At 63.7% G+C, this 22,374-nt stretch carries 23 protein-coding genes; 13 read left to right on the top strand and 10 right to left on the bottom strand.

What is annotated here, in order from left to right:
• Positions 1 to 3: 3 nt before the first annotated feature.
• From EN874_RS04910 to EN874_RS04900, 3 genes are all read right to left on the bottom strand, one after another.
• Positions 4 to 1,575, bottom strand: a complete 1,572-nt coding sequence (locus EN874_RS04910; protein ID WP_127424256.1) for a substrate-binding domain-containing protein — start codon at positions 1,573 to 1,575, stop codon at positions 4 to 6.
• 10 nt (positions 1,576 to 1,585) lie between these two features.
• The gene (locus EN874_RS04905) at positions 1,586 to 2,665 is read right to left on the bottom strand and encodes a toxic anion resistance protein (RefSeq protein ID WP_127424255.1); all 1,080 of its coding nucleotides are present in this window, start codon (positions 2,663 to 2,665) and stop codon (positions 1,586 to 1,588) included.
• A gap of 94 nt (positions 2,666 to 2,759) precedes the next feature.
• Positions 2,760 to 3,452, bottom strand: a complete 693-nt coding sequence (locus tag EN874_RS04900; protein ID WP_127424254.1) for an alpha/beta hydrolase — start codon at positions 3,450 to 3,452, stop codon at positions 2,760 to 2,762.
• Positions 3,453 to 3,681: 229 nt separating this feature from the next.
• Here EN874_RS04900 and opgC point away from each other — a divergent pair, with 229 nt between their 5' ends.
• Positions 3,682 to 4,890, top strand: a complete 1,209-nt coding sequence (opgC, locus tag EN874_RS04895; protein WP_245513454.1) for an OpgC domain-containing protein — start codon at positions 3,682 to 3,684, stop codon at positions 4,888 to 4,890.
• A 6-nt stretch (positions 4,891 to 4,896) separates the two neighbouring features.
• On the opposite strand, the gene EN874_RS04890 is transcribed toward opgC, so the two are convergent.
• Positions 4,897 to 5,976, bottom strand: a complete 1,080-nt coding sequence (locus tag EN874_RS04890) for a substrate-binding domain-containing protein (protein WP_127424252.1) — start codon at positions 5,974 to 5,976, stop codon at positions 4,897 to 4,899.
• Positions 5,977 to 6,151: 175 nt separating this feature from the next.
• Between EN874_RS04890 and EN874_RS33585 the strand changes: the two genes are divergently transcribed.
• Positions 6,152 to 6,295 carry a hypothetical protein gene (locus EN874_RS33585; protein WP_168247354.1) on the top strand — a complete coding sequence of 48 codons (144 nt, stop codon included), beginning with the start codon at positions 6,152 to 6,154 and terminating at the stop codon, positions 6,293 to 6,295.
• Positions 6,296 to 6,361: 66 nt separating this feature from the next.
• Entirely contained in the window at positions 6,362 to 6,499 is a 138-nt protein-coding gene (locus tag EN874_RS33580; RefSeq protein ID WP_168247353.1) for a hypothetical protein, read from the top strand.
• Between the two features lie 32 nt (positions 6,500 to 6,531).
• Here the strand turns inward: EN874_RS33580 and EN874_RS04885 are convergent, their stop codons facing one another.
• Together EN874_RS04885 and EN874_RS04880 are read right to left on the bottom strand one after the other, a co-directional pair.
• Positions 6,532 to 6,918, bottom strand: coding sequence for a DUF423 domain-containing protein (locus tag EN874_RS04885; RefSeq protein WP_127424251.1), 387 nt, complete (start codon positions 6,916 to 6,918; stop codon positions 6,532 to 6,534).
• Between the two features lie 30 nt (positions 6,919 to 6,948).
• Positions 6,949 to 8,196: an MFS transporter gene (locus EN874_RS04880; RefSeq protein ID WP_127424250.1), complete on the bottom strand. Its 1,248-nt coding sequence runs from the start codon at positions 8,194 to 8,196 to the stop codon at positions 6,949 to 6,951.
• Between the two features lie 118 nt (positions 8,197 to 8,314).
• On the opposite strand from EN874_RS04880, the gene EN874_RS04875 reads away from it, so the two are divergent.
• Positions 8,315 to 8,980: a GntR family transcriptional regulator gene (locus tag EN874_RS04875; protein WP_127424249.1), complete on the top strand. Its 666-nt coding sequence runs from the start codon at positions 8,315 to 8,317 to the stop codon at positions 8,978 to 8,980.
• A 120-nt stretch (positions 8,981 to 9,100) separates the two neighbouring features.
• Positions 9,101 to 10,072 carry a glycosyl transferase family 90 gene (locus EN874_RS04870; protein WP_127424248.1) on the top strand — a complete coding sequence of 324 codons (972 nt, stop codon included), beginning with the start codon at positions 9,101 to 9,103 and terminating at the stop codon, positions 10,070 to 10,072.
• 133 nt (positions 10,073 to 10,205) lie between these two features.
• Here the strand turns inward: EN874_RS04870 and EN874_RS04865 are convergent, their stop codons facing one another.
• Entirely contained in the window at positions 10,206 to 11,249 is a 1,044-nt protein-coding gene (locus tag EN874_RS04865; protein ID WP_127424247.1) for an aldo/keto reductase, read from the bottom strand.
• A 257-nt stretch (positions 11,250 to 11,506) separates the two neighbouring features.
• Here EN874_RS04865 and ppk2 point away from each other — a divergent pair, with 257 nt between their 5' ends.
• Positions 11,507 to 12,427 carry a polyphosphate kinase 2 gene (gene ppk2, locus EN874_RS04860; protein WP_127424246.1) on the top strand — a complete coding sequence of 307 codons (921 nt, stop codon included), beginning with the start codon at positions 11,507 to 11,509 and terminating at the stop codon, positions 12,425 to 12,427.
• A 46-nt stretch (positions 12,428 to 12,473) separates the two neighbouring features.
• Here the strand turns inward: ppk2 and EN874_RS04855 are convergent, their stop codons facing one another.
• From EN874_RS04855 to EN874_RS04845, 3 genes are all read right to left on the bottom strand, one after another.
• Positions 12,474 to 13,121 (bottom strand): dihydrofolate reductase family protein, encoded by a 648-nt coding sequence (locus EN874_RS04855; protein WP_127424245.1) that lies wholly within the window; start codon positions 13,119 to 13,121, stop codon positions 12,474 to 12,476.
• Between the two features lie 146 nt (positions 13,122 to 13,267).
• The gene (gene hemB, locus EN874_RS04850) at positions 13,268 to 14,299 is read right to left on the bottom strand and encodes a porphobilinogen synthase (RefSeq protein ID WP_127424244.1); all 1,032 of its coding nucleotides are present in this window, start codon (positions 14,297 to 14,299) and stop codon (positions 13,268 to 13,270) included.
• Positions 14,300 to 14,447: 148 nt separating this feature from the next.
• The gene (locus tag EN874_RS04845; protein WP_127424243.1) at positions 14,448 to 15,269 is read right to left on the bottom strand and encodes a DUF2066 domain-containing protein; all 822 of its coding nucleotides are present in this window, start codon (positions 15,267 to 15,269) and stop codon (positions 14,448 to 14,450) included.
• Between the two features lie 88 nt (positions 15,270 to 15,357).
• On the opposite strand from EN874_RS04845, the gene EN874_RS04840 reads away from it, so the two are divergent.
• The 7 genes from EN874_RS04840 to EN874_RS04810 all read left to right on the top strand — a co-directional run bounded on the left by EN874_RS04840 (position 15,358) and on the right by EN874_RS04810 (position 22,281).
• Complete coding sequence (locus EN874_RS04840) at positions 15,358 to 15,906, top strand: isoprenylcysteine carboxylmethyltransferase family protein (RefSeq protein ID WP_127424242.1); 549 nt, start codon at positions 15,358 to 15,360, stop codon at positions 15,904 to 15,906.
• A gap of 97 nt (positions 15,907 to 16,003) precedes the next feature.
• On the top strand, positions 16,004 to 17,047 hold the full coding sequence (locus EN874_RS04835) for an enoyl-CoA hydratase/isomerase family protein (RefSeq protein ID WP_127424241.1): 1,044 nt from the start codon (positions 16,004 to 16,006) through the stop codon (positions 17,045 to 17,047).
• Positions 17,044 to 17,466, top strand: a complete 423-nt coding sequence (locus EN874_RS04830) for a DUF6163 family protein (RefSeq protein ID WP_126084252.1) — start codon at positions 17,044 to 17,046, stop codon at positions 17,464 to 17,466. The genes EN874_RS04835 and EN874_RS04830 overlap by 4 nt, the downstream gene beginning before the upstream one ends.
• 345 nt (positions 17,467 to 17,811) lie before the next feature.
• Positions 17,812 to 18,327 (top strand): MarR family winged helix-turn-helix transcriptional regulator, encoded by a 516-nt coding sequence (locus EN874_RS04825; protein WP_040983294.1) that lies wholly within the window; start codon positions 17,812 to 17,814, stop codon positions 18,325 to 18,327.
• A 141-nt stretch (positions 18,328 to 18,468) separates the two neighbouring features.
• Complete coding sequence (locus EN874_RS04820; RefSeq protein WP_245513453.1) at positions 18,469 to 18,972, top strand: hypothetical protein; 504 nt, start codon at positions 18,469 to 18,471, stop codon at positions 18,970 to 18,972.
• Between the two features lie 306 nt (positions 18,973 to 19,278).
• Entirely contained in the window at positions 19,279 to 20,532 is a 1,254-nt protein-coding gene (locus tag EN874_RS04815) for a L,D-transpeptidase family protein (protein ID WP_127424240.1), read from the top strand.
• A gap of 108 nt (positions 20,533 to 20,640) precedes the next feature.
• Positions 20,641 to 22,281 carry a Na+/H+ antiporter gene (locus EN874_RS04810; RefSeq protein ID WP_127424239.1) on the top strand — a complete coding sequence of 547 codons (1,641 nt, stop codon included), beginning with the start codon at positions 20,641 to 20,643 and terminating at the stop codon, positions 22,279 to 22,281.
• Positions 22,282 to 22,374: the final 93 nt, after the last annotated feature.

The raw sequence follows: 22,374 nt of genomic DNA, 5'->3' as shown, positions 1-22,374 counted from the left end.
GCCCTAATTGTAGCCGCGCGCCGCGCGGAAGGCACCGGCGAGGTCGGCGCCGCCGTCGAAGACGCGCGCCGAGGTCGCCTTGGCCAGGCTGTCGAGTTGGCTCTTGTCGGCGTCGCCGAAGGTGATGCCGAACACCGGCACGCGCACCGGCGCCTGGCGCCATTGGGCAAGGAAAGGTTCTGCGCTGCCGTCGGTGCGCCCGTCCGTCATGATGACGATGGCCGGCAGATATTTCGACAGGTCGGCCGTCGCCAGAATCTTCTGCAGCGCCTGGCCGGCGCAGGCATACATGTCGGTGCCGCCGCCGGCATGCTGTTCAGCCACCGCGCCGCGCAATTGGCTTTGGCCCGCCGGATCGCCGGTCGCATCGAAGATGTTGCGCACGGTGCTGTCGAAGGGCAGCACGAAGATGTGGTCCGACGGCGTCCATTGCACCAGCACCTCACTTGCCTTTTCAGGCGTGAACAGGAACTGCGCCGCCCGCTGCAGTTGCGTCTCGCCCTCGTTCTCCATCGAACCCGAGAAGTCGAAGCAGAGCGCCGTCAGCGAGGGTTTGCGCAGGGCCTCCTGATAGAGATTGAGCGCCGTGCGAATCACCGCCGGCTCCGGCATGCGGATCGACGTCACCAGTTTGCCCGGATCGAAATTCCAGTCCGGCTCGGCCGTTGCCTGGACGGCCGCGCCGGCGAGCGGCAGCCGCCTTCCGGTTTCCGCGATGCGCTTGCGCACCGCGTCCGACTGGAGATAGGCGAGCAGGTCGGTGAAGAATTTTTCGACGTCCGGGCCGCGCCCGTGGTCGATGAAGCCGAGCGGGGAATCGCCGACGGCGACGCCATCGGCCGGATAGATCGCATAGAGCGGCTCGCCGCCTATCTGCTTGAGCTTGTCGTTGGTTTCCTTCAGCGTCGCTTCATAGTTCCACATTGCGTCGTAGAGCGTGCCCTTGCGCGCGGAATCGACATAGAGGTCCGCCAGCCATCCCGACGAGCCGGACGAGCGCTCGACGCCTTGCAGAAGAGCGCTGACCGTGTCGTGTACGCCAGGATTGTCGAGGTCGCCGGGTTCGATCACCTGCTTGCCGCCGAGCGCGCTGGAGAGCATGGCCAGATACGCGCTGGCCCCGGAATTGGACTGCGTCGCCGAGGTCATCAGGAATTTGAGCTTGCCGTCCTTCACCGCGGCAAGAATGTCTTTCATGAACACATCCTTGCCGATCCAGCCGAGCTCGGCCGCCTTTGATTTGCGCACGCCGAGAATGACCGGCATCTGCGCGACGGACGTCAGGTTGCGCACCTTGCGGCCGGAATCGAACAGGTCGACCCAGACGCTCGACGCCGGCCAGACCGCGTCCTGGTCGAGCCCGCCAGGCTTCTGCAGGCCGAGCCCGATGTCGAGCGAGCCTTGGTAGGAGATTGTGCAGGTCGCGCCCTGCTTGGCGCAGAATTCCTGCACGATCGGCTCCAGCACAGTGTTTTCGGAGCCTGAGACGATCGAAAACTTGACCTCGCTCGAATTGCAGGCGGCGAGCAGCAAGGAGACCGCCAGGACCAGAACGGACGTCAGCGATTTCGACATCGGGTTTTCGTCAGCCCTGGGTGAGCGCTTTCTTGAGGTCGGCGGTCATCTGGTCCATCTGCTTCTCCGCCTCCGCCCGCTTCTGGCGGCCTTCCTGCTGGACCTTGAGCACGCCCTGCACCGTGTCGATGAGATCGCGGTTGGCCTCGGCCAGCGTCTCGATGTCGACGATGCCGCGCTGCGCCTGCTTCTCGATCGAGATGGCCTGATCCTTCATCATCTTCGAGGTCTGGCGGATCATCTCGTTGGTGGCGTCGGTCACTGTCTTCTGCAGTTCGAGCGCCGACTTCTGGTTGGTGAGGCCGAGCAGGATGACCATCTTCTGCTTCCAGGCCGGCACGGTCAGCGCGGATGTCGCCTGCAGGTTCTCGATCAAGGTCTCGTCGCCCGCTTGGACGATGCGGATCTGCGGCAGCTGCTGGATGCCGAGCTGGCGCGCCTGCACCAGATAGAAGACGCGTTTTTCCAGCCGGTCGAGCGCCTGCACCGCGTCCTGATAGAACTGCGCTTCGAGCGTGCCGCCAGCATCGCCGGCCTTGGCGTCGGCCTCGGCTTTGAGCTTCGGCAGTTGGTTGGCGCGGTAGTCGTCGACGAATTTCTTGCCGGCCTGGACATAGGCATCGAGCTTGAGGATCGAATCCTTGGTCTGCTCATGCAGGTCGTCGAGGACGGCGATGTCGCGTCGCAGCGTGTCCTTGTGGCGGTCGAGCTCCAGGCCGATGCGGTCGATCTGGCCGGCGACGTCCTCGTATTTTTCCTTGAAGCGCTCGAGCCGTGCCTTGAACGAGGAGAACAGATTGCTCAGGAACCCTTCCTCCTTCAGCGAGGCAGGGTCGAGGTTCTTCGCCTTCATGATGATATCGGTGAGCAGCGTGCCGGTATCGCCGAGATCGCGGTTGCGGATCTGCGAGAGAATCTTGTCGGCGTAGTCGCTGACCGACTGCTGGGCGCGATCGCCGAAGACGGAAATCGCGGCGCGGTCGCCGATGTCGATGCCGCCTTCGATCCTGGCGACCTCAGTCGGGTTTGCGGCGATGGCAGGCAATTTCGAAGTGTCGTCGAGCAGAGTGATGCTGTTCTCGTCGGCCATTGGTACCTCCCCCTGAGCGAACAGTATCTCGATAGACAGTGTATGACAGAGATATGACAATGGAGCGGCACGCCCTGCCGATCTGTGAGATGCGCTACCCTTCAGCACCGGGCGATGGAAGCGCGCTGCGGCCAGCCGGCGCAGACCCGGCAAGCCACTGCCGTGCGATCGCGGCGTCGGCATGACCGAATTCATGGCCCGACGCGACGATGCGCGCATCGACCTCGGAGCCGCGCTCGCTCAGCAGCGTCACCAGGGCCGGCGCGAAGGGCCCATAGGTCTGGTCTGCCGCGCCGGCGATGATCAGCACCCGCGTTCCGGCGAGATCGGTCGCCGGCGCGTCGTCGAGCACCGGCATCGCTCTCAGCAATGCAGCCTGCCGCACCAGCCCGGGATGAAGCAGCATGAGCGTGGAAACCAGATTGGCGCCGTTCGAATAACCGAGGAAAGTCGAGCGTGAGAGATCGAGCCCGTGGCGTTGCGCGGCTTCAGTTGCGAATTGGGCGAAGGCAGCCGTCTCGGCGCAGATGCTCGACTGCTCGAAACTGGTCGGCGTGATTCGCTCGAACCAGCGGAAACCGTCCTCCTGGCGGATGCGGCCGCGTGCCGCGACAAGCACCGCGCGCGGCGCGATCTGCCTTGCCAGCGGCGCCAGCGTCGTTTCGTCCACCCCCGATCCGTGCAGAACGAAAAGGCATTCGCCGCTGTCATTTGCCGGTTTCATCAAGCGGTAGGAAAAAGGCAGATCATCGTGCAGCACGCTGTTTTTGTTGACATGTTCGGACATGATCACATCCTGTTGATTTCATGGTGATTTCGCTGATTTGCCGGCTTCAAAACGGAATGTTTTCAAGCTCCGCGAAAGTTGATTGAACCGGGCGCATTTCAGACCGTTTCTGCGCCGATAGACTCCCGACGGGAGGAATCGAAGCGGTGCGTCGGGGGTCGCATTGCTGGAGATGAAACACCAGCTCTGAGGCCTTTTGTCGATGACCATCCCCGTTTCTGAGCGCGACATGCGTATCAATGATCGCGACGCGCATATCCATGATCGCGATGCGCGTATCAAAGATCGCGACACGCGTATCGACGTGCTGCGCGCGCTCGCGCTGCTCACCATTTTCGTCGACCATGTGCCGGGCACCGTCTTCGAGAACCTGACCTACAAGAACCTCGGCTTTTCCGATGCGGCCGAGGCTTTCGTTTTGATCTCCGGCATCTCGGTGGCGCTTGCCTATGGCACCAAGTTCAAGCCCGGCGGCAGGCTGCTGGCGACCCTGAAGATGTGGCGGCGCGCCGGCGTGCTCTATGTCACCCATATCGTCATCACCATGGCTGTGATCGCCCTGTTCTGCGCCGCGGCGATGTTTGCCCATCGGCCGGAGCTGTTGAAAATGATCAACATCGAGCCGCTGATGAAGAACACGCCGGAAGTGCTGCTCGGCATCGTCACGCTCGGCCATCAGCTCGGCTACAACAACATCCTGCCGGTCTATGCCGCGCTGCTGCTGGCGGCGCCGGCCTTCGTTCTGTTCGTCAGCTACCGACCGGTGGCTGCGCTGATTGTGTCCGGTCTGCTGTGGCTGGTTGCCGGGGTCTGGCAGATCGCGCCGCCGAACTATCCGGAGCCGGGTCTCTGGTTCCTCAACCCGCTGTCCTGGCAGTTCCTGTTCAACATCGGCCTCGCCGCCATGCTCCACGTCAGGCGCGGCGGGGAGATTCCGCTCAACCGCTGGCTGGTGGGCTTTGCCTTGGTCTATGTGATCGGCGCCGCGATCTGGGTGCACAGCCCGCTCTGGGGGCAGATCACCTGGTTCAACCTGCCGGTGGTGATCGGCGGCTTCGATAAGACCTTCCTGTCGCTGCCGCGGCTGCTGCACATCCTGGCGGTCAGCTACCTGATCGTCGCCCTGCCGGCCGTGTCGAATCTCTTCCGCGTCAGGCCCGACAATCCGCTGGCGATCCTCGGCAAGCGTTCGCTGCCGGTGTTCATAGCCGGCACGGTGATCGCCATGGCGGCCCAGGTGCTGAAACTCATCAATCCGGGCGGCCTGGCCTATGACACGCTGTTGATCGCCGCCGGCATCGCCATGCAGTTCGCGCTGGCGCTCTATCTCGAATGGCTCGCCGGTCTCGGCCCGGCCCGCGCCAAGCCGGCGCGCGAGGAAGCCGCGCGCGCCGCGTTCGGCCCACAGCCGGTGCCGGCGAGGGCAGGCGGGTATTGATTCCGCTCAGGCGTTCGGCGCGGGGCCGGTCGAGGCCCTGACGATGAGCTCGACGCCCATCGTCTCGCGCCGCACCGTGCCGTCGAAGTCGAGGATCATGCGCGCCGCCCGCCGGCCGATCTCGGTGATCGGCTGGGCGATGGTGGTCAGCGGCGGTTCGCAGAGAGCGGCGTCCGGCACGCCGTCGAAGCCGACGATGGAGACGTCCTCCGGCACTTTGAGGCCTCGCGCGGTCAGCCATTCGATGGCGATCAGGGCCATCCTGTCCGACATCGCCAGGATGGCGGTCGGCTGCTCGCCGCCGAAAAAGATCGCTTCGAGGCCCGCCCTGGTGCTCTTTTCCTCGTTCTCGGTTTCGAAGATCGGGATCTTTGTCGTGTCGACGCCGAAGCGGGACAGCTCCTCGAAATAGCCGGCGAGGCGATCGCGTGTTCCCGTATAGACCGCTGAGCGGACCATTTCCGGCGTCACGAAGCCGGTGCGGTCCTCGCCGAGGGTCAGCGACAGAACCGCGAAGCGACGATGGCCGAGCTCGGCGAGATGGCGCGCGGCGAGCCGCCCGCCGGCGACGTTGTCGACGCCGATCGCCGAAATGGTCTCATCATGAAAGCCGAGCTCCAGCGCCACGAAGGGCAGCCTGCGCTCGCGCGTCAGGTCGACCAGGCGCGAGCCGCCTTCGATACAGAACAGGATGAAGCCATCGACGAGCGCGCTCTGGATGTTCCAGGCGAGCTTTTCCTGGTTGGCGGCCGAGACCAGGGCGATGCCGGCGCCGGTGGCGTCGCAGGCTTCGGAGATGCCGGCCATCATGACGCGGGCGAAGGGATCCTCGAAGAAATAGGAGAGAGGCTCGGTCGTGCCGACGCCGATGGCGTTGACCTTGCCAGCGCGGAGCAGGCGCCCCTTGGGATCGGGGCCGGCATAACCCATCGCCTCCGCCACCGCCTTGACCCTTTCGCGCACCTCGGCGCGCACGATCTCCGGGCGGCTGAAGACATTGGAGGCCGTGCCGTGCGAGACGCCGGCGGCCTTGGCGATGTCGGCCAGCCGGATGGGTCGTGCCTGGCCTTCGACGGGTGATGTCATGTCGTTCCTCCGAATCCGGTCACGGGACGAACATGACCGCGTAATGGTTGCCGGTCATCTAACATTTTTCTTGGATCGATTCAAATTTTGCTTGACTTCGATGACGTGATGCATATGATTGAATCGATCCAATCTATTTGAATAGTTGGAGCAAAAATTGCGGAAGGAGGGTGTCATGCATCCGATCAACTATCTGTTCGAGGACGTCTATCGCAACGATTGGGGCATTGCCTCGGGCGCGCTGAGTGAACGGCGCCGTGGCAAGGCAAGCGCGTGGAAGCGTGAGGCGCGCTTCGTCGTGGAGCGCAAGCGCGCCTGAGCAGCCAGTCTTTTTCGCGTCGATCGATTGGATCGATTCAATCGATTCAACAAATGGAGATCCGTCATGCATCCGATCAGCCACCTTTTCCAGGACATCTATCGCAACTATTGGGGCATCTCGCCGGCGATCGACCGGCCGGAGCGGCAGCGCGCGGCGAAGCCGGCGATGCGCAGGCGCAACCTGCTTCGGAAGCACCGGTGACACCGGCGCGCTTCGTTCGCCGGACCTCGTCGCTATGAACCGATCTGAGGGTGCAGGCGCCACAATGCCGAGCCCGCGATCGCCAGCCAGCCGGCGATAAGCAGGGTGCCGCCGATCGGCGCCGACATCGGAAACAGTCGCGAGCCGAGAAAATCCCGGGCCAGAAGATCGCTCGAGAACAGCAACAGGCCGACGAGCAGCAGCAGGCTTGCGATCCTGAGACACCGGTTGCCGCCGATAAGGCCGATGGCGAGGAAGACCGGCGCATGCATCAACAGGAAAGACGCCGCCGTGCCGGTGAAGGCGCCGCCGCGATGCGCGGCGGCGGCCGAAAGCGCCACCCCAGCGGCGCCGACGAGGCCGCCCGCCAGCACGAGGATACGGCTGCCGCCATTTGAGGACTGCCCGGCAAGGCTCATTTCGATGCTCCGTCTTCGGGTGGGCGCCGATCAGGATTCGCCGGCTTCGAGCAGCATATGCCGCGCCCGCCGCGACTGGACAATCCAGTTATAGGCCGCACCCAGCGCCATCAGCACGCAGGTGCCCAGAAACACCGCCCGCATTCCGAAATGACCGCCGACGAAGCCGCCGGCGAGCGGTCCCGCGACCTGGCCGACATATTGCGCGGAGATCGACAGACCGAGCACATTGCCGCCGACGCCGTCCGGGATGTTGTGGCGGATGACGCTGGTGATGCAGGGCAGCAGGCCGCCCAGCGCCAGGCCCATCAGGAAACGCAGACCGATCAGCTGCCGGCCGTCGCTGACGAAAGCCTGCGGGATGAGCAGCAGCGCCGAGACCGCGAGAGCGCCGACGACGACATTCCAATGGCCGACGCGGTCGGCGAGCTTGCCCAGCCACGAGGAGGACAGGATGGTGCCGAGTGCTGCCGCCGACATCACCACGCCCGCGACCATCGTCACCTTGCTCTGGTCCTCGACAAGCTGCTGCACATAGACGGTGATGATCGGCTCGATCGACATTGTGGCGAAGGCGAGCAGCATGCCGGTCGTCAGCATCGCGACCACCGGGCGCTTGTCGGGGATCTGCGACCAGCCGCTCTTCGGCTTTGCCGCCCAGACCGGTTTGGGTGCCGGCGGGTTTTCCTTGATCAGGAAGGTCGTGGCCAGGAAGGCCAGGAAGATGACGCCGCCCGAGAGCAGGAAGGTGGCGCGGATGCCGATCACGGGCGGCAGCAGACCGCCGAGCAGCGGGCCGACCAGAGAGCCCGCCGTGATGCCGGCCGCCAGCACGCCGAGCGCCCACCCGGAGCGGTCCTTGGGCGTCTGCATCGCCACCAATATTGTCGAACCCGAGGAGTAGCCGCCGGCAAAGCCGATCAGCAGGCGAAGCAGCACCAATTGCCACACGCTTTGCACCATGCCGGTCAGCGACATGCAGATCGCCATGCCGAACGAAGCGCGCACCAGCATCAGCTTGCGGCCGTAGCGGTCGCCGAGCCGCCCCCAAAGCGGCGCGACCAGTGCCGCCGCGAAGAAGGTGGCGCCATAGGCAATGCCCGACCACTGCACGATCGCGGCATGCCCCACGGCTCCCAACTGCTCGACATAAAGCGGCAGGAAGGGCAACAGCAGCGTCATGGCAATCAGCGTGCTGAACGAGCCGGCGAAGCAGACGGCGAGATTGCGCCGCCAATGGACGTTGTAGCCGCTCTGTTCCGAAGTGTCGTCCACCATGTCATGCCTGCCCGGCCATCCGGGATTGTTCCGGATACCATTTTGGGATACCAAGTCGGTATCCGTCATGAACCTCAACCCAGCCGCTGTCAATGCGGCGCCGAAAAGCGGAACGGCAATGTCGCAGATGCAGAATGTCGAAAGGCAGCTTCGCGAGATGATCCTCGGCCTCGAGATCGGCCCAGGCGAGCGGCTGACCGAGCGTTGGATCGAAGGTCGCTTCGGCGCCTCGCGCACCCCGGTCAGGGCGGCTCTGCTGCGGCTCGAGACCGAGGGGCTGATCGGCCGCGATGGCCGGGGTTGGACGGTGGCGCCGATCAATCTTGCCGAGCTTGGCCAGATCGCCGTCTATCGCGAGGCGGTCGAAGTGGCGGCGGTGCGGTTGACGGCCTCCCTCGAGGATCGCAGCGGGGTCGAGGTGATCGCAGCGATGCTCGATTCCTGCGACGCCGACACGCCGCGCGAGGAATGGCACCGTGTCGGCATGGATTTTCACATCGAGCTGGCCAGGCTTTCCGGCAATGAATTCCTGTTGCGGGCCGTGCGCGACGCGATGACCAGGCTGTCTCGCGCCCGTTGGCTGGAAGTGCGCGACGAGAAAGCCCTTGGCCGTGCCTGGGCCGAGCACCATGCCATCCTGGCAGCTGTGCGGGCCGGTGATGGCGAGGACGCGGCGCGGTTGCTCTCGGTGCATATCGCGGGCAGCCGCGACCGGCTGGTGACGTCGCTGCATGACGACCGGCGCGGCCTGCGGGCCAGGGGCTTCGCCGTCGTCGCTGCCTGATCTCGTGCCGTATCGCCGAATATTAGGACTCTCACAAGTCCATCGGGCTGCGCGGGCTTGCAAGATGTTCGGCACAATGCTGTAGGAGGCGCGACGGCACATCTTTGAAACGACGGACGCATGGCCTCGCCCTTACGCACCGCAGCGCGGGTATTTTATTTCGTTCGCAACATCACGCGCGATGTGCTGCCGCAGGCTCTCTTTCGCCAGCGCCTGGCCGGCCGGCTGCAGCAGGCGAAGCTCTCCAGCAAAACGGTCCGCGACCGCGTCAACTACTACAACAGGCTTGACCATAGCTTCGTGCCGAGCCCGGCTGCTGTCCCGGCCGGACAAATACCCAAGTTCGGCAGCATGTACTATTATGACCTGAAGGAGTTTGCCCGCTACTTCGATCGCGACCTCCTCATCGATCTCGAATTCGGCGATGTCGTCGACGTGCCCGCGATACCGGCAATCGTCAAGGACCGGCCGATCCGCGACGGCAACGGCAACGCCGTGATCATGAAGCTCGACAAGTTCCGCCATTTCAACATGCCAAGGGACAATCTGTCCTTCGCCGACAAGCGCCCGATGGCGGTCTGGCGCGGCGATTTCAACAATCCGATCCGCAAGCGGTTCGTCGATGCCGTGCGCGACGTGCCATTGTGCGATGCGGGCTCGCCCAAGCCGAGCGCGCCGGAGGACTACCGCAAGCCGTATCTCACGATCCCGCAGCAGCGGCAGTTCCGCTACATCGTCTCGCTCGAAGGCAACGACGTGGCGACGAACCTGAAATGGATCATGAGCTCGAATTCGCTCTGCCTGATGCCGCCTCCGACCTACGAAACCTGGTTTGCCGAAGCCGAGCTCGAAGCCAATGTCCATTACGTGCCGCTGGCGCCGGATTTTTCGGATATCGCCGACAAGATCGCCTATTTCGAGAAGTATCCGGCAGAAGCCCAACGCATTACGACAGCGGCCAACGCCTATTGCCGCCGGTTCAGCAACGAAAGGGACGAACGGGCGGTCTCGTTGCTCGTCCTCTACAAATATTTCGTGCTGAGCGGCCAGATCGAAGCAGACCCGGAAGTCTGGCGTTTTATCGCGGGCTGACCCGCGCCCTTAGGGCAATTCCAGGAAAGTGCGTGGCGGTTTCCGTCCGGAATTGCGAAAACAGACAGCTAGAGCGGACCAGCGATCCTATCAAATGCTGAACCGCCCTGGGGCTGGGAGGTTGCGCAATCGCTCAGATATCGCTGCGGTCGAGCACCAGATCGGCCGGGCCGAAGCGGTCCCTGGCGGTGAACTGCTGGTGCCAGTATGGGTAAAGCACCGGCGGCCGGCTGACGGCGTCGAGGCGAAGGCGCTCGTCAAGGGACAGCGTCAGGCTTGCCGCGGCAAGATTGTCCTTTAGCTGGGCTTCGTTGCGGGCGCCGATCACCAGCGAGGAAACGGCTGGGCGGCCGAGCAGCCAGGCCAACGCCACCTGCGCCGCCGAAACGCCGCGCGCCGTGCCGACCTCGTCCAGCAGGTCGACGATCCGCCACAGCCTGTCCTCGTCGCGGATCGGCGGCTCCGACCAGCCGGCAAGCTGGCGCGCCGTCGGGTTGTCGCGGCGGTATTTGCCGGAAAGCAGGCCGCCCGCCAACGGGCTCCACACCAGCACGCCAAGGCCCTGGTCGACCGAGATCGGCAGCAACTCATACTCGGCCTCGCGCGCTTCCAGCGTGTAGTGGATCTGCTGGGTGACGAAGCGCGGCTGATGGTGGCTGTCGGCGATCGAGAGCGCCTTCATCACCTGCCAGCCCGAATAGTTGGAGCAGCCGACATAGCGGACCTTGCCCTGGCCGACCAAAGTGTCGAGCGCGGAGATCGTCTCCTCCAGTGGCGTGACGCCGTCCCATTCGTGCAGGAAATAGATGTCGATGACATCGGTCCTCAGCCGCTTCAGGCTCCGCTCGCATTCGCGGATCAGATGATGGCGCGACAGGCCTTCGTCGTTGGGACCGCTGCCGATCCGCATGCGCGCCTTGGAGGCGATCAGCACATCGTTCTTACGCTTGCCGCCGAGCGCCTCGCCGACGATCTCCTCCGACAGGCCGTTCGAATAGACGTTTGCGGTGTCGATGAGGTTGATGCCGGCGTCGATGCAGGTATCGATGATGCGCCTGGCCTCCGACAGGTCGGAATTGCCGACGGCTGCGAACGGGCCCGTGCCGCCGAAGGTCATCGTGCCGAGCGTCAATGTCGAAACCTTCAGGCCGGAACGGCCAAGGGTGCGGTATTCCATGTCGGGGTCCTCGCGATTTTGTTTGAAGAGGCGCGCCGTGGCTGTGCGCCGGAAAGAGGCGAGGGCATTTTGTAGGACAATTCGAGCGGCTTGTCGCCCCGCCATCGATACGGGCCGGTCAGATATCGAATAGGCCAGCCCTTGCAATAAAACCGTCATTGCGGGTCTGTATCTCAGTCGGCTTACGGAGTTGCATGCCCGGCCATGCTGGAGCGCACCCGAAGCGAAGGCGGCTAACAGGCAGGCGGAGCAATGTGATGAACGAACTCAAAACAAATTCCGGAGCGAAGGACTGGCTCGAAGCCGAACTCGAGGACACGCTCGACGAAGATTATGAGCTCGAGCTTTCCGAACCTGCGCTCTCGCTCGAGATCGCCAAGATTTATAAGAAGTCGCATCCGCCCTCCATCGAGCGGATGACCTATTTCCGCGAATTGCTCAGGCTGCAGTCGGAACTGATCAAGCTGCAGTCCTGGGTCGCCTACCACAAGAAGAAGCTGGTGGTGATCTTCGAGGGCCGCGACTCCGCCGGCAAGGGTGGCGTCATCAAGCGCATCACCCAGCGGCTCAACCCGCGCATCGCCCGTGTCGTGGCCTTGCCGGCGCCGACCGAGCGCGAGAAGTCGCAATGGTATTTCCAGCGCTACGTGCCGCATCTCCCCGCTGGCGGCGAGATCGTGCTGTTCGACCGCTCCTGGTACAACCGCTCCGGCGTCGAGCGCGTCATGGGCTTCGCCGACCAGCATCAGGTCGAGGAATTCTTCCACGACGTGCCGGAATTCGAGCGCATGCTGGTCCGTTCAGGCATCACCCTGGTGAAATACTGGTTCTCGATCACCGACGAGGAGCAGCAGATGCGCTTCCTGATGCGCATCCACGATCCGATGAAGCAGTGGAAGCTCTCGCCGATGGACCTGCAGTCGCGCGTGCGCTGGGAGCAGTACACCAAGGCCAAGGAGGAGACCTTCGCCCGCACCAACATCAAGGAAGCCCCCTGGTTCATCGTCGAGGGCAACGATAAGAAGCGCGCCCGGCTGAACTGCATCGACCATCTCTTGCAGCAACTGCCTTACGAGGACGTGCCGCACGAGGAGATCACGCTGCCCGAGCGCGTCTTCAACCCGCAATACGAGCGCCAGGTGCTGCCGCGCGAACTCTACGTGCCGGAGAAGTATTGAGGCAGTGAAGTTGCGATCTCCCCCACAAGGGGGGAGATTGCGCTACCTACGCCCGCCCGATCGTCACATGCGTGGCGTCTGCCGTCGCGACCTGGCTGGTGCAGCGGTAGCCGAGCTTCAACATATCGAGGCCTGCGAAAAGATGCTCGCCGGAGCCGAGCAGGATTGGCGAGATCGCGAGATGCATCTCGTCGATCAGCTTCTCCTGGAGATATTGCCGGATGGTGGAAACGCCGCCGCCGACGCGCACATCCTTTCCGTTTGCCGCCGCTTTCGCCTGTTCGAGCGCCGAATGGATGCCGTCGGTGACGAAATAGAACGTCGTGCCGCCATCCATGACTATTGGATCGCGCTCGTAATGGGTCAGCACGAAGGTCGGGACGTGGTAGGGCGGGTTGTCGCCCCACCAGCCTTTCCAGTTCTCGTCGGGCCATTCGCCGCGGATTGGCCCGAACATGTTGCGGCCGAGGATCCAGGCGCCGACATTCTCGAAGCTGCGCGCGGCGAAGCTGTCATCGATGTCGGTGGTGCCGCCGTCCACGCCGATCACCATCTCGCGAAAGGTGCGGGTGTCGATCAGCCACTTATGCAGACCTTCGCCGCCGACGCCGAGCGGGTTTTCGAGAGTTTGATCGGGACCGGCGCCGTAGCCGTCGAGCGCCAAGGTGAAAGCGTTGACACACAGCCTGGACATCATCGCCTCCTGAACCGGTTGTAATTTGCAAGTGGTTATGGGATAGCTGAACCGATTGCGGATTGCAAGCAGTAATTTCTGGGCGAGCAAAACCAACTCGCCGCCGAACCGGCGCCCGGTTATGCAGCAAGGTATTGGAGGAGGGCCTACCCCCTCAGCATCTCCGCCGCGGTCGGCGCGAAATAGGTGAGAATGCCGTCGCAGCCGGCGCGTTTTAAGGCGAGAAGCGATTCCAGCATCGCCTTCTCGCCGTCGATCCAGCCATTGGCGGCCGCTGCCTTGATCATCGAATATTCGCCCGACACCTGGTAAGCGAAGGTGGGCATCTGCAGTTCGTCCTTCAGCCGGCGGATGATGTCGAGATAGGGCAGACCCGGCTTCACCATCAGCATGTCGGCGCCTTCGGCGAGGTCCTGCTCGGCTTCGCGTACGGCTTCGTCGGAATTGGCGTGGTCGATATAGTAGGTCTTCTTGTCGCCCTTGAGGAGGCCGGCGGTGCCCACCGCCTCGCGATAGGGACCGTAGAAGGCAGAGGCGAATTTCGTCGCGTAGGACATGATCGCCACGTCCTGAAAACCGTTGGCGTCGAGCGCGTCGCGGATTGCGCCGATGCGGCCGTCCATCATGTCGGACGGCGCGATGATGTCGGCGCCCGCCGCTGCCTGGATGACGGCCGCCGCCGCCACCTGCTCCACCGTCTGGTCGTTGACGATGATGCCGTCGCGCAAGATACCGTCATGGCCGTGGCTGGTGAACGGATCGAGCGCGGCGTCGGTGATGATGCCGATCTCCGGCACCGCGTCCTTGATGGCGCGCGTGGCGCGGTTGATGATGTTTTCCGGGTCGAGGATGTGCGACCCGGTCTCGTCGCGCAGCGAAAGCTCGACATTTGGGAAAGTGGCGATAGCGGGGATGCCGAGCTTGGCGGCTCGCTCCGCCTCCTTGACCGCGAGATCGACGGAGAGGCGATAGACGGCCGGCATGGCGGCGATCGGTTCGCGCACATTTTTGCCGTCGACGACGAAGATCGGCCAGATCAGGTCGTTCACCGAGAGCTGGTTCTCCTGCACCAGCCGGCGCGACCAGTCGGCCTTGCGCATGCGCCTGAGCCGCCGGCTGCCGGTGATCTCGTCGACGCTGCGCGTGCCTGCGGGTTTCGCGGGGGTGAATCTGTTCATCGCCAAAACTCTCTTTTGGTTCCGGCTTCTACCACGCGGCCCTGCCGCTGACCAATGCGACACGATTGTGCCAAGGTCGAAGCTGCCGATCGCCCCCTTGTGGTCCGGCAGGGCAAGGGGGCGCTGTCCCGCCATACGTTTCCGATAGTTACGGCTGACCATTCCCCGATAGAATTTGCGCCGCACCCCTCACGGCCACGCGAAAGGCCTCGTCGAAGCTGACGCCGCGGACTTGCCATTGATAGGTCTTGCCGCGATCGGCCAGCCGCCAGTCGGCGATCCAGCCGAGGTCCTTGTCGCTCCACACGATGCTGCCGGCTAGCGTCTTGCTGGCGCCAGTTCCCTTTGCAAGCCGGTCGAGCTTTGCCATCTCGGCGGCCCGCAACCCTTTTTCATTGAGCCCGGCAAGCTGAGCGGCCTTTGGAAAGGTGACGCGCATCAGCATCGGCGCGGTGGCATTGCCGAAGGACTCGCGCATCGTCTTGCCGCGATCCTCGTCGGCCGTCAGCACGAAATGCCTCACGCCTTGCTCGGCCGTGAGCAGGACGGCGAGCGTCGGCCGCTCGCCGTGCCAAGGCTTGCTGCCGAGCTGCGCCAGGAGCTTGTCGATCACGGCGGGCTTGTAGAGGCAGGTGAGGTCGTGCGGCCTGTCATGCGTGCCTTGCTCGTCATGGACCGGAATGCCTTCCAGCCGGTCGTGGTAGCGGAAGGATTGGACGAAGTCGGCCGCCTTGCCGCGCAGCGCCAGCATCTCCGGCTTCTGCGTCAGCCGCTGGTCGCCGGAGACCTTGACCAGCACCTTGTCCAGGCAATCCTTGAAGCCGATCTGCCGGTTCGGCTCGCCGGTGCCGGTGACGATGGTCTGCGCCTGGTAGAGCTCGGCGGTCGTCGCGGCCATGGCGACGCGAGAGACGAGGCAGATGGCGATCAGGCCGATAAAACTGGCTGCGAGACGAGAAAATCCTGACATGTCTTGCCGGTTGGTTCGAAGAGGCCATTTCTAGCACCGGGCGCGGATGGCGGCCATAACTGGTTGCCGGCTAACTTGGGGCAAAGGCATGGCCTTCATCTGGTTCATCTACGCCGCCTGGCTGCTGCTGATTGTCTATCTGACTGTTCAGGCGATTGGTGTGAAACGCGATACGGAACCGCATCTGCTGCAGAGTTTCGGACTGATGTTTGCAATGATCGCGGCTTTCCTGCTGCCGCGCCTGCCATTGTTTGCCTTCGTCAATTTCGCACCCGTCAACCCCGTCCTGAGCAGCATCAGCGCCGTTCTGGCGGTTGCCGGCATGGCGCTGCTGGTCTGGGCGCGGCAGACTCTCGGCCGCAACTGGAGCCAGACCGTTTCCGCCAAGCAGGACCATGAGCTGGTGACGTCCGGCCCATACCGCTTGCTGCGCCATCCCATGTATACGGGCGGCCTGCTCGCATGCATCGGCTCGGCGATCGTGGTGGGCGGGCCATTCGTCTTTCTCCTCGTCCTGCTGGGGGCGATCTTCATCTGGCGCGTCGGCGCCGAGGATCGGCTTCTGGCGCGTCAGTTTCCCGATGAATTCCCGGACTATGCGCGTCGAACCAACGCGCTCATCCCCTTCGTCTGGTAGTGCCCGCCGCAAAAGGGCACTCGACAATTGACGTTCGCCCGGTCGCCGCTTAGCACTTCAGTCCCCCTGGAAGGGCGGGGAGAAGGATTCTGCGGTGATGGATTTTGGCGGAGGCGACGAGATTCGCTTCGAGCGGTTGGGCAAGGCGGGCGTCGTCACGCTGACGCGGCCGCAGGCGCTCAATGCCGTCACCCATCGCATGGTCGGGGCGCTCGGCAAGGCGCTCGATGCCTGGGAGGGCGATGCCGGCGTCGCCGTTGTCGTCGTCAAGGCCGAGGGCAGGGCGTTTTCCGCCGGCGGCGACATCCTGCACATCTACGAGGCCGGCCGCGCCGGCAAGCCGCCGGTCGACTTCTTCGCCGACGAGTACCGCCTCAACGCCCGCATCGCGCGCTTCAGGAAACCCTATGTCGCCTTGATCGACGGCATCGTGATGGGCGGCGGCGTCGGCATCTCCTTCCACGGCTCGCATCGCGTGCTGACGGAGAACGCTCAGTTCGCCATGCCTGAAGTCGGCATTGGCTTCTTCCCGGATGTCGGCGCCAGCCATTTGCTGCCCGATCTCGGCGGCAGCTTCGGCATGTATCTGGCGCTGACGGGAAACCGCATACGCCATGGCGATGCGCTGTGGTCGGGCCTCGCCACGCACACCATCAAGGCCGAGGACCAGGCCGGCCTGCTTGACGAGTTGGCGGCATCGGGAGATCCGGGTGAGGAACTGCGCGGCTTTTTCACGCCGGCAAAGCGCGAGACGGAGCGGCAGGATCTGGAAGCGATTGCCCGCCATTTTTCGAAAACCTCGCTGGCCGGCATCGTCGCCAGCCTCGAGGACGCTGCCGCCACCGACGTCTTCGCCGCCAAGACGCTGGCGACGATGAGGACGCGTTCGCCGACCAGCCTCAACGTCGCCTGGCGCGAGATCAGTGCCGGACTGACGCTGTCGATGGACGAGTGCATGAAGATGGAGTTCCGCATCCTCAACCGGATGCTTGCCGGCCACGACTTCTACGAAGGCATCCGCGCTGCCATCATCGACAAGGGCTCGAAGCCGGAGTGGCGCCCGGCAAGCCTCGAAGCGGTGAGCGCCGCCGATGTCGACGCCTATTTCGCGCCGCTCGGGGCAGGGGAGCTCGATCTGTGAGCGAGGTGACCTCCAGGCGCGTGGTGCTGCAGCCCTCGACCACCGAGGTCATCTTTGCCTGGTTCCAGCGCGTGATTGCCGGCTATTGCCTGCTCTTCGGCATCCTCTACTGGATCCGGCTGATCGGCATCTATCCGGGCGAGCTCTGGCGCTTCGACCTGATGCCGGTGCACTGGCAGGTCGCCGCGGCCACGCTTGCCGTCTTCTTTCCCTTCGCCGCTGCGGGCCTCTGGATGCTCGCCTCCTGGGGGCCGGTGATCTGGTTCATCTGCGCAGCGACCGAGACGGTCATGTATGCCGGCTTTCCCAACCTCTTCGGCCACCGGCTGCTGATCGTCATCTCGCATGCCTGCGTGGCGCTGCTCTACATCATCTTCCGGGTGGTCATCTGGCTGCAGAAGCGCCGGCTCAGGCAGTAATGCATGTCGCCCGAAAGTGGGCAGCGGTTTCGGGAGAACGACATGCATCAGATCAAACACCCAAAGCGCATCGCCTGAGGCTGCCTTCAGGGCGACTCGCTTTGGGTTGCCAGATGGCTCCGGGGACCTAGATTCGAGAGCAGCGATTTGCCCCAAAACCGTTGGCTAAATCTTTAGGTTAATTGTTCTTGCTCGCGTGACCGTTCGTTAAGCCTCTTTCGAAACCTCTTACCGGTAAGCTCTTGTTAGCCCTGGCGTTTAAGTCGAATTTTATGAGTATTCGATAGTGTCGCGATCAAGGTGAAGAACAAAAAATCACCGGGCGACAAACGAGAGGCAAAGACAATGATCAATTCGCGTCCGGCGGCGAAGACCGCCAACGTATCCGACGACCGCCGCGAGGCGATCCGTTCGCTGTACATGGAATCGCTGCAGCTGGTGGAGCGTCTGCATCGCCGTCTGCTTGACGTGATCAAGGACGAGTTCGACCGCAACGGCCGCTCCGACATCAACGCCATCCAGGCGCTGCTGCTGTTCAACATCGGCAATTCGGAGCTGACCGCCGGCGAGCTGCGCTCGCGTGGTTATTATCTCGGCTCGAATGTTTCCTATAACCTGAAGAAGCTGGTCGACCTCGGCTTCATCAACCACCAGCGCTCGCGCATCGATCGCCGCTCGGTCCGCGTCTCGCTGACGCCGAAGGGCAACGAGGTGGCCGACGTCGTCGCCGGCCTCTACGAGCGCCATGTCGGCTCGATCGAGGCGGTCGGCGGCATCAACACCGACGAGTTCAAGCAGATGAATCGGGCCCTGCAGCGCCTCGACCGCTTCTGGAACGATACCATCGCCTACCGGATGTGAGCGCATTCGAAATCTGAGATATCGAGCGCGCCGAAGAAGCGTGACCCGGGGCAAAGAGCAGGGGCTGGTGCCGAAAGGTGCCGGCCCTTTTCTTTTGCGGATGCGGGGCTGCAGCTGCGAATGCGGGCTACAGTGGGGCGCTTGACCGCCGGGCAGAGCGCGTGGAAGCTCTCCGGCCAAAGGGGAGAGCTTCATGCGCTACGTCCTGCTTGCGATTTCGTTTTCATCCTCGCTTCGCCGGCCGGCGCCAAGACGCTCTACTATGGCAGCAGGGCGGGCATGGAGGTCACGATCGTCAAAAAGTCCGGCATCGGCACAGCGCATGCCAGCATATTGACCAACCACACCAGGCAGAACGCAATTGGCTTTTGCCGCGACTATGTCGGCAGGGTGACCGAGGATTGCATTGCCGGGGAAATGAACACGCCGTTGCATCTGGAAATCACCGCGGACTGCAAGGCCGGCAAGTTCACGAACTTTTACGGCGCCAACATGCTCTTCCAGGGACGCAGCCCCGCCGGCAGTGCAACCGACTTTCTGATCACTGATACGGACGAGAACGTGGTTCTCGATGGCTCGGGCGCCTCCGGCTACGACTATACAATCGATCAATTCAAAGCCCTGTGCCCGAACCGGGTGAAGTAAGGGTAAGCGGACCTGCCGAAACGGCTGCGATGCCAAAATGCATCGGTCCCTTTTCTTTGATGGCATCGCCGCAAGCAAATCGCGGGCCAAGGCCACGTTGCCGCCATAATCGCGGGCAATGCGAAATGTGGGTGATGCTGCGGGCCGATGCCCTGCGCTCCTTGGAACCTGCGTTGCGGCAGCGCGTTTCTGGCAGCCGGTGAAGCGGGTCATGGTTGGCGAATTGTTAAGTTGCCACCCCTAGAGTGAGGACAATGCTGCCCGGCATGCGATTGAGCGAGAGCGATTAAGCAAAGAATGTCTGCCATGAGAACCAGCCGCCGTTTCTTCCTTACCGGAGCCTCCGCGCTCGCCGCCGCCATCGTCGCCGGCCATGCCAGCGCGCAGGATGTGGTCGGAGATATCCTGAAGTCCTCGACCCGCGGCAATTGGGACGATCAGTTCGATGCCCGTGCCAACAACACCAGCAAGGTCGCTTCGACGCTGCCGATCTTCAGCCAGCAGACAGTCGCCTTCACCGAGCAGGCGGTGGCGCAGTACCAGAACATCGTCGGCCAGGGCGGCTGGGAACAGGTTCCGGCGACCAAGAAATTGCAGCTCGGCGTCGACGATCCGGACGTCGTGCCGCTGCGCAAGCGGCTGATGATTTCGGGTGACCTGCCGCAGAGCGCCGGCATTTCGACGGCCTTCGATTCCTATGTCGACTCGGCGGTCAAGCGCTTCCAACTCCGCCACGGCCTGCCGGCCGACGGCGCCATGGGCAAATACACCTATGCGGCGATGAACGTCTCGGCGCAGATCCGGCTTGGCCAGTTGCAGACCAATCTGCAGCGTCTGAAGGAAAAGGCCGGCACGCTGGGCAGTCGCTATGTGCTGGTCGATATCCCGGCAGCGCAGATCGAAGCGGTCGAGAACGACCGCGTCGTGCTTCGCCACACCGCGATCGTCGGCAAGATCGACCGCCAGACGCCGATCGTGAATTCCAAGATCAACGAGATCATCGTCAATCCGTACTGGAACGCGCCGGTCTCGATCGTGCGCAAGGACATCATCCCGCTGATGCGGAAGGACCCCAACTACCTCAAGGACAGCCATATCCGCCTGTTCGCGCCGGATGGCAGCGAGGTCGACCCGATGACCGTCGACTGGTCGACGGACGATGCCGAGAAATACCGGTTCCGCCAGGATCCGGGCGCCGGCAACGCCATGGCCTCGGTCAAGATCAACTTCCCCAGCCCCGATGGCGTCTACATGCACGACACGCCGCAGCAGAGCCTGTTCGGCAAGCTGATGCGCTTCGACTCTTCCGGCTGCGTGCGCGTCCAGAACGTGCGCGATCTCGTCACCTGGATCCTGCGCGACACGCCCGGCTGGGACCGCCAGCATTTCGAGGCGACGATCAAGACCGGCGAGAACACGCCGGTGCAGGTCGTCAATCCGGTGCCGGTCCACTTCCTCTATCTGTCGGCGTGGTCGACGGGACCCGGCGTCGTGCAGTTCCGCGACGACATCTACGGCCTCGACGGCAACAGCGAGCTGCAGATCACGTCCGCGCTGTAAGCGAATGATATTAAACATAAAAAGCCGCTCTTGGAGCGGCTTTTTTGTTTGCATGTCGGTGCGCAGCGGGTTTGAGAGACTCAAAGCGCGAGTAGCCGGAATCGCACCATGGACGTCGCCGTCTTCATTCTCGTCGTGCTCGCTTTCGTGGCGCTGTCCGGCGCGCTGGTGCGGCTGGTGCGGGTGCCTCTGCCGGTGCTGCAGATCGCGATGGGCGCAGCGCTCGCATGGCCGGCGCGCGGCCTGCACGTCGAGATCGATCCGGAACTCTTCCTTCTGGTGTTCATCCCGCCGCTTCTGTTCGGCGATGCCTTCGCGGCGCCGAAGCGGGAGCTGATCGAGCTGCGCGGGCCGATCCTCGATCTCGCGATCGGACTGGTCTTCTTCACCATCGTCGGCTTCGGCTATGCATTGCACTGGCTGGTGCCCAGCATCCCGCTGGTGGTCGCCTTCGCTTTGGCCGCAGTCCTGTCGCCGACCGATGCGGTCGCTGTGTCCTCGATCGTCGACCGCAACGTCGTTCCGGCGCGGCTGATGCACATACTGGAAGGCGAATCCCTGCTCAACGACGCCTCCGGCCTGGTCATGTTCCGCTTCGCGACGGCGGCGGCGCTGACTGGCAGCTTCTCCTTCGCCGCCGCTTCATTGACCTTCCTCTATGCCGTAGCCGCCGGCATTCTTGCCGGCGTGGCGGCGCTGTTCATCGCCGCCAAGGCATTGCAGATCCTCGGCCGCATCGGCGGCACGCCGGCGGAGGCGCAGGTGCTGGTCATGATCCTGCTGCCCTTCGTCGCCTACCTCATCGCCGAGCATGTCGGCGCCTCCGGCATCCTGGCGGCGGTCACGGCCGGCCTGCTCTCCGGGACCTCTGGCATTTTCCGCTTTTTGTCGGTCTCGGCACGCATTCAGGCGATGTCGTTGTGGTCGACGCTGGCCTTCATCTTCAACGGTGCGCTCTTTATCCTGCTCGGCCTGCAGTTGCCCGACATCATCCGCAAGGTTCCGCCGGAGCTCACTAGCCGCCACTGGCTGTTCGAGCCGGCGCTGACCGTGTTGCTCCTGACGCTCTGCCTGGTCGGCCTGCGCTTCCTCTGGATCTGGATCGGCGACATGGCGGCGGGGATGGCCGCCCGGTTGGGCCAGCGCAAGGCCGAACCGTTTGGTTTCCGCGTCAGGCTTGCCGGATCGGTGGCAGGCGTGCGCGGCGCGATCACGCTCGCCGGCATCCTGTCGCTGCCGCTCGCCCTACAGGACGGCTCGCCCTTTCCGGCGCGAGACGTGGTGATCTTCCTCGCCGCCGGCGTCATCATCTGTTCGCTCGTCATCGCCAGCCTTGCTTTGCCGAGGATCGCGCGCGGGCTGGTCGAGCCGGGCGCGGATCCGGCCGCGGCCGAGGAGCGGCGGGCGCGTGTCGGGGCCGCCAACGCGGCGATCACCAGGATAGAAAGTCTCGCCAATGAAGGCGGCGAGGGGGAACTGGCCGAAGCCCGGCTTGCCGTCGCAGACAGCATCGTTGCCGGCTATCGCCGCCGGATCGCGGCCTCCGACGAAGCCGATGAAGCGCGCGCCGAGGCGCGCGAAGCAGGACGGCTGGAGCTGGAGTTGAGACACGCCGGCATCGAGGCGGAGCGCGCCGCGGTGCGCGCCATGTTCCGCAGCCGCGAAATCAATGACCACACGATGCGGGCACTGCTCTCCGAGATCACGCTGACCGAAGCCCTGCTCAAAAGCCGGCAGGACAGGAAATAACGGTTCAGCCGATTTGCTTGGCGCAATCCGGCCAGCAAATTTCGCGCCGTAAACGTGGCGGGTTCCAAACAACTGTGTTAATGGCCCGGCACC

Origin of the sequence: Mesorhizobium sp. M1D.F.Ca.ET.231.01.1.1, from assembly GCF_003999155.2 — a bacterium.
Classification (GTDB): domain Bacteria; phylum Pseudomonadota; class Alphaproteobacteria; order Rhizobiales; family Rhizobiaceae; genus Mesorhizobium.
This window is presented reverse-complemented; position numbering and strand designations above follow the sequence as displayed.

What these genes read in the sequence shown, in the direction of transcription:
- EN874_RS04910 (WP_127424256.1), bottom strand. Translation starts at nt 1,575, where the DNA reads ATGTCGAAATCGCTGACGTCCGTTCTGGTCCTGGCGGTCTCCTTGCTG.
- EN874_RS04905 (WP_127424255.1), bottom strand. Translation starts at nt 2,665, where the DNA reads ATGGCCGACGAGAACAGCATCACTCTGCTCGACGACACTTCGAAATTG.
- EN874_RS04900 (WP_127424254.1), bottom strand. Translation starts at nt 3,452, where the DNA reads ATGTCCGAACATGTCAACAAAAACAGCGTGCTGCACGATGATCTGCCT.
- opgC (WP_245513454.1), top strand. Translation starts at nt 3,682, where the DNA reads ATGCGTATCAATGATCGCGACGCGCATATCCATGATCGCGATGCGCGT.
- EN874_RS04890 (WP_127424252.1), bottom strand. Translation starts at nt 5,976, where the DNA reads ATGACATCACCCGTCGAAGGCCAGGCACGACCCATCCGGCTGGCCGAC.
- EN874_RS33585 (WP_168247354.1), top strand. Translation starts at nt 6,152, where the DNA reads ATGCATCCGATCAACTATCTGTTCGAGGACGTCTATCGCAACGATTGG.
- EN874_RS33580 (WP_168247353.1), top strand. Translation starts at nt 6,362, where the DNA reads ATGCATCCGATCAGCCACCTTTTCCAGGACATCTATCGCAACTATTGG.
- EN874_RS04885 (WP_127424251.1), bottom strand. Translation starts at nt 6,918, where the DNA reads ATGAGCCTTGCCGGGCAGTCCTCAAATGGCGGCAGCCGTATCCTCGTG.
- EN874_RS04880 (WP_127424250.1), bottom strand. Translation starts at nt 8,196, where the DNA reads ATGGTGGACGACACTTCGGAACAGAGCGGCTACAACGTCCATTGGCGG.
- EN874_RS04875 (WP_127424249.1), top strand. Translation starts at nt 8,315, where the DNA reads ATGTCGCAGATGCAGAATGTCGAAAGGCAGCTTCGCGAGATGATCCTC.
- EN874_RS04870 (WP_127424248.1), top strand. Translation starts at nt 9,101, where the DNA reads ATGGCCTCGCCCTTACGCACCGCAGCGCGGGTATTTTATTTCGTTCGC.
- EN874_RS04865 (WP_127424247.1), bottom strand. Translation starts at nt 11,249, where the DNA reads ATGGAATACCGCACCCTTGGCCGTTCCGGCCTGAAGGTTTCGACATTG.
- ppk2 (WP_127424246.1), top strand. Translation starts at nt 11,507, where the DNA reads ATGAACGAACTCAAAACAAATTCCGGAGCGAAGGACTGGCTCGAAGCC.
- EN874_RS04855 (WP_127424245.1), bottom strand. Translation starts at nt 13,121, where the DNA reads ATGTCCAGGCTGTGTGTCAACGCTTTCACCTTGGCGCTCGACGGCTAC.
- hemB (WP_127424244.1), bottom strand. Translation starts at nt 14,299, where the DNA reads ATGAACAGATTCACCCCCGCGAAACCCGCAGGCACGCGCAGCGTCGAC.
- EN874_RS04845 (WP_127424243.1), bottom strand. Translation starts at nt 15,269, where the DNA reads ATGTCAGGATTTTCTCGTCTCGCAGCCAGTTTTATCGGCCTGATCGCC.
- EN874_RS04840 (WP_127424242.1), top strand. Translation starts at nt 15,358, where the DNA reads ATGGCCTTCATCTGGTTCATCTACGCCGCCTGGCTGCTGCTGATTGTC.
- EN874_RS04835 (WP_127424241.1), top strand. Translation starts at nt 16,004, where the DNA reads ATGGATTTTGGCGGAGGCGACGAGATTCGCTTCGAGCGGTTGGGCAAG.
- EN874_RS04825 (WP_040983294.1), top strand. Translation starts at nt 17,812, where the DNA reads ATGATCAATTCGCGTCCGGCGGCGAAGACCGCCAACGTATCCGACGAC.
- EN874_RS04815 (WP_127424240.1), top strand. Translation starts at nt 19,279, where the DNA reads ATGAGAACCAGCCGCCGTTTCTTCCTTACCGGAGCCTCCGCGCTCGCC.
- EN874_RS04810 (WP_127424239.1), top strand. Translation starts at nt 20,641, where the DNA reads ATGGACGTCGCCGTCTTCATTCTCGTCGTGCTCGCTTTCGTGGCGCTG.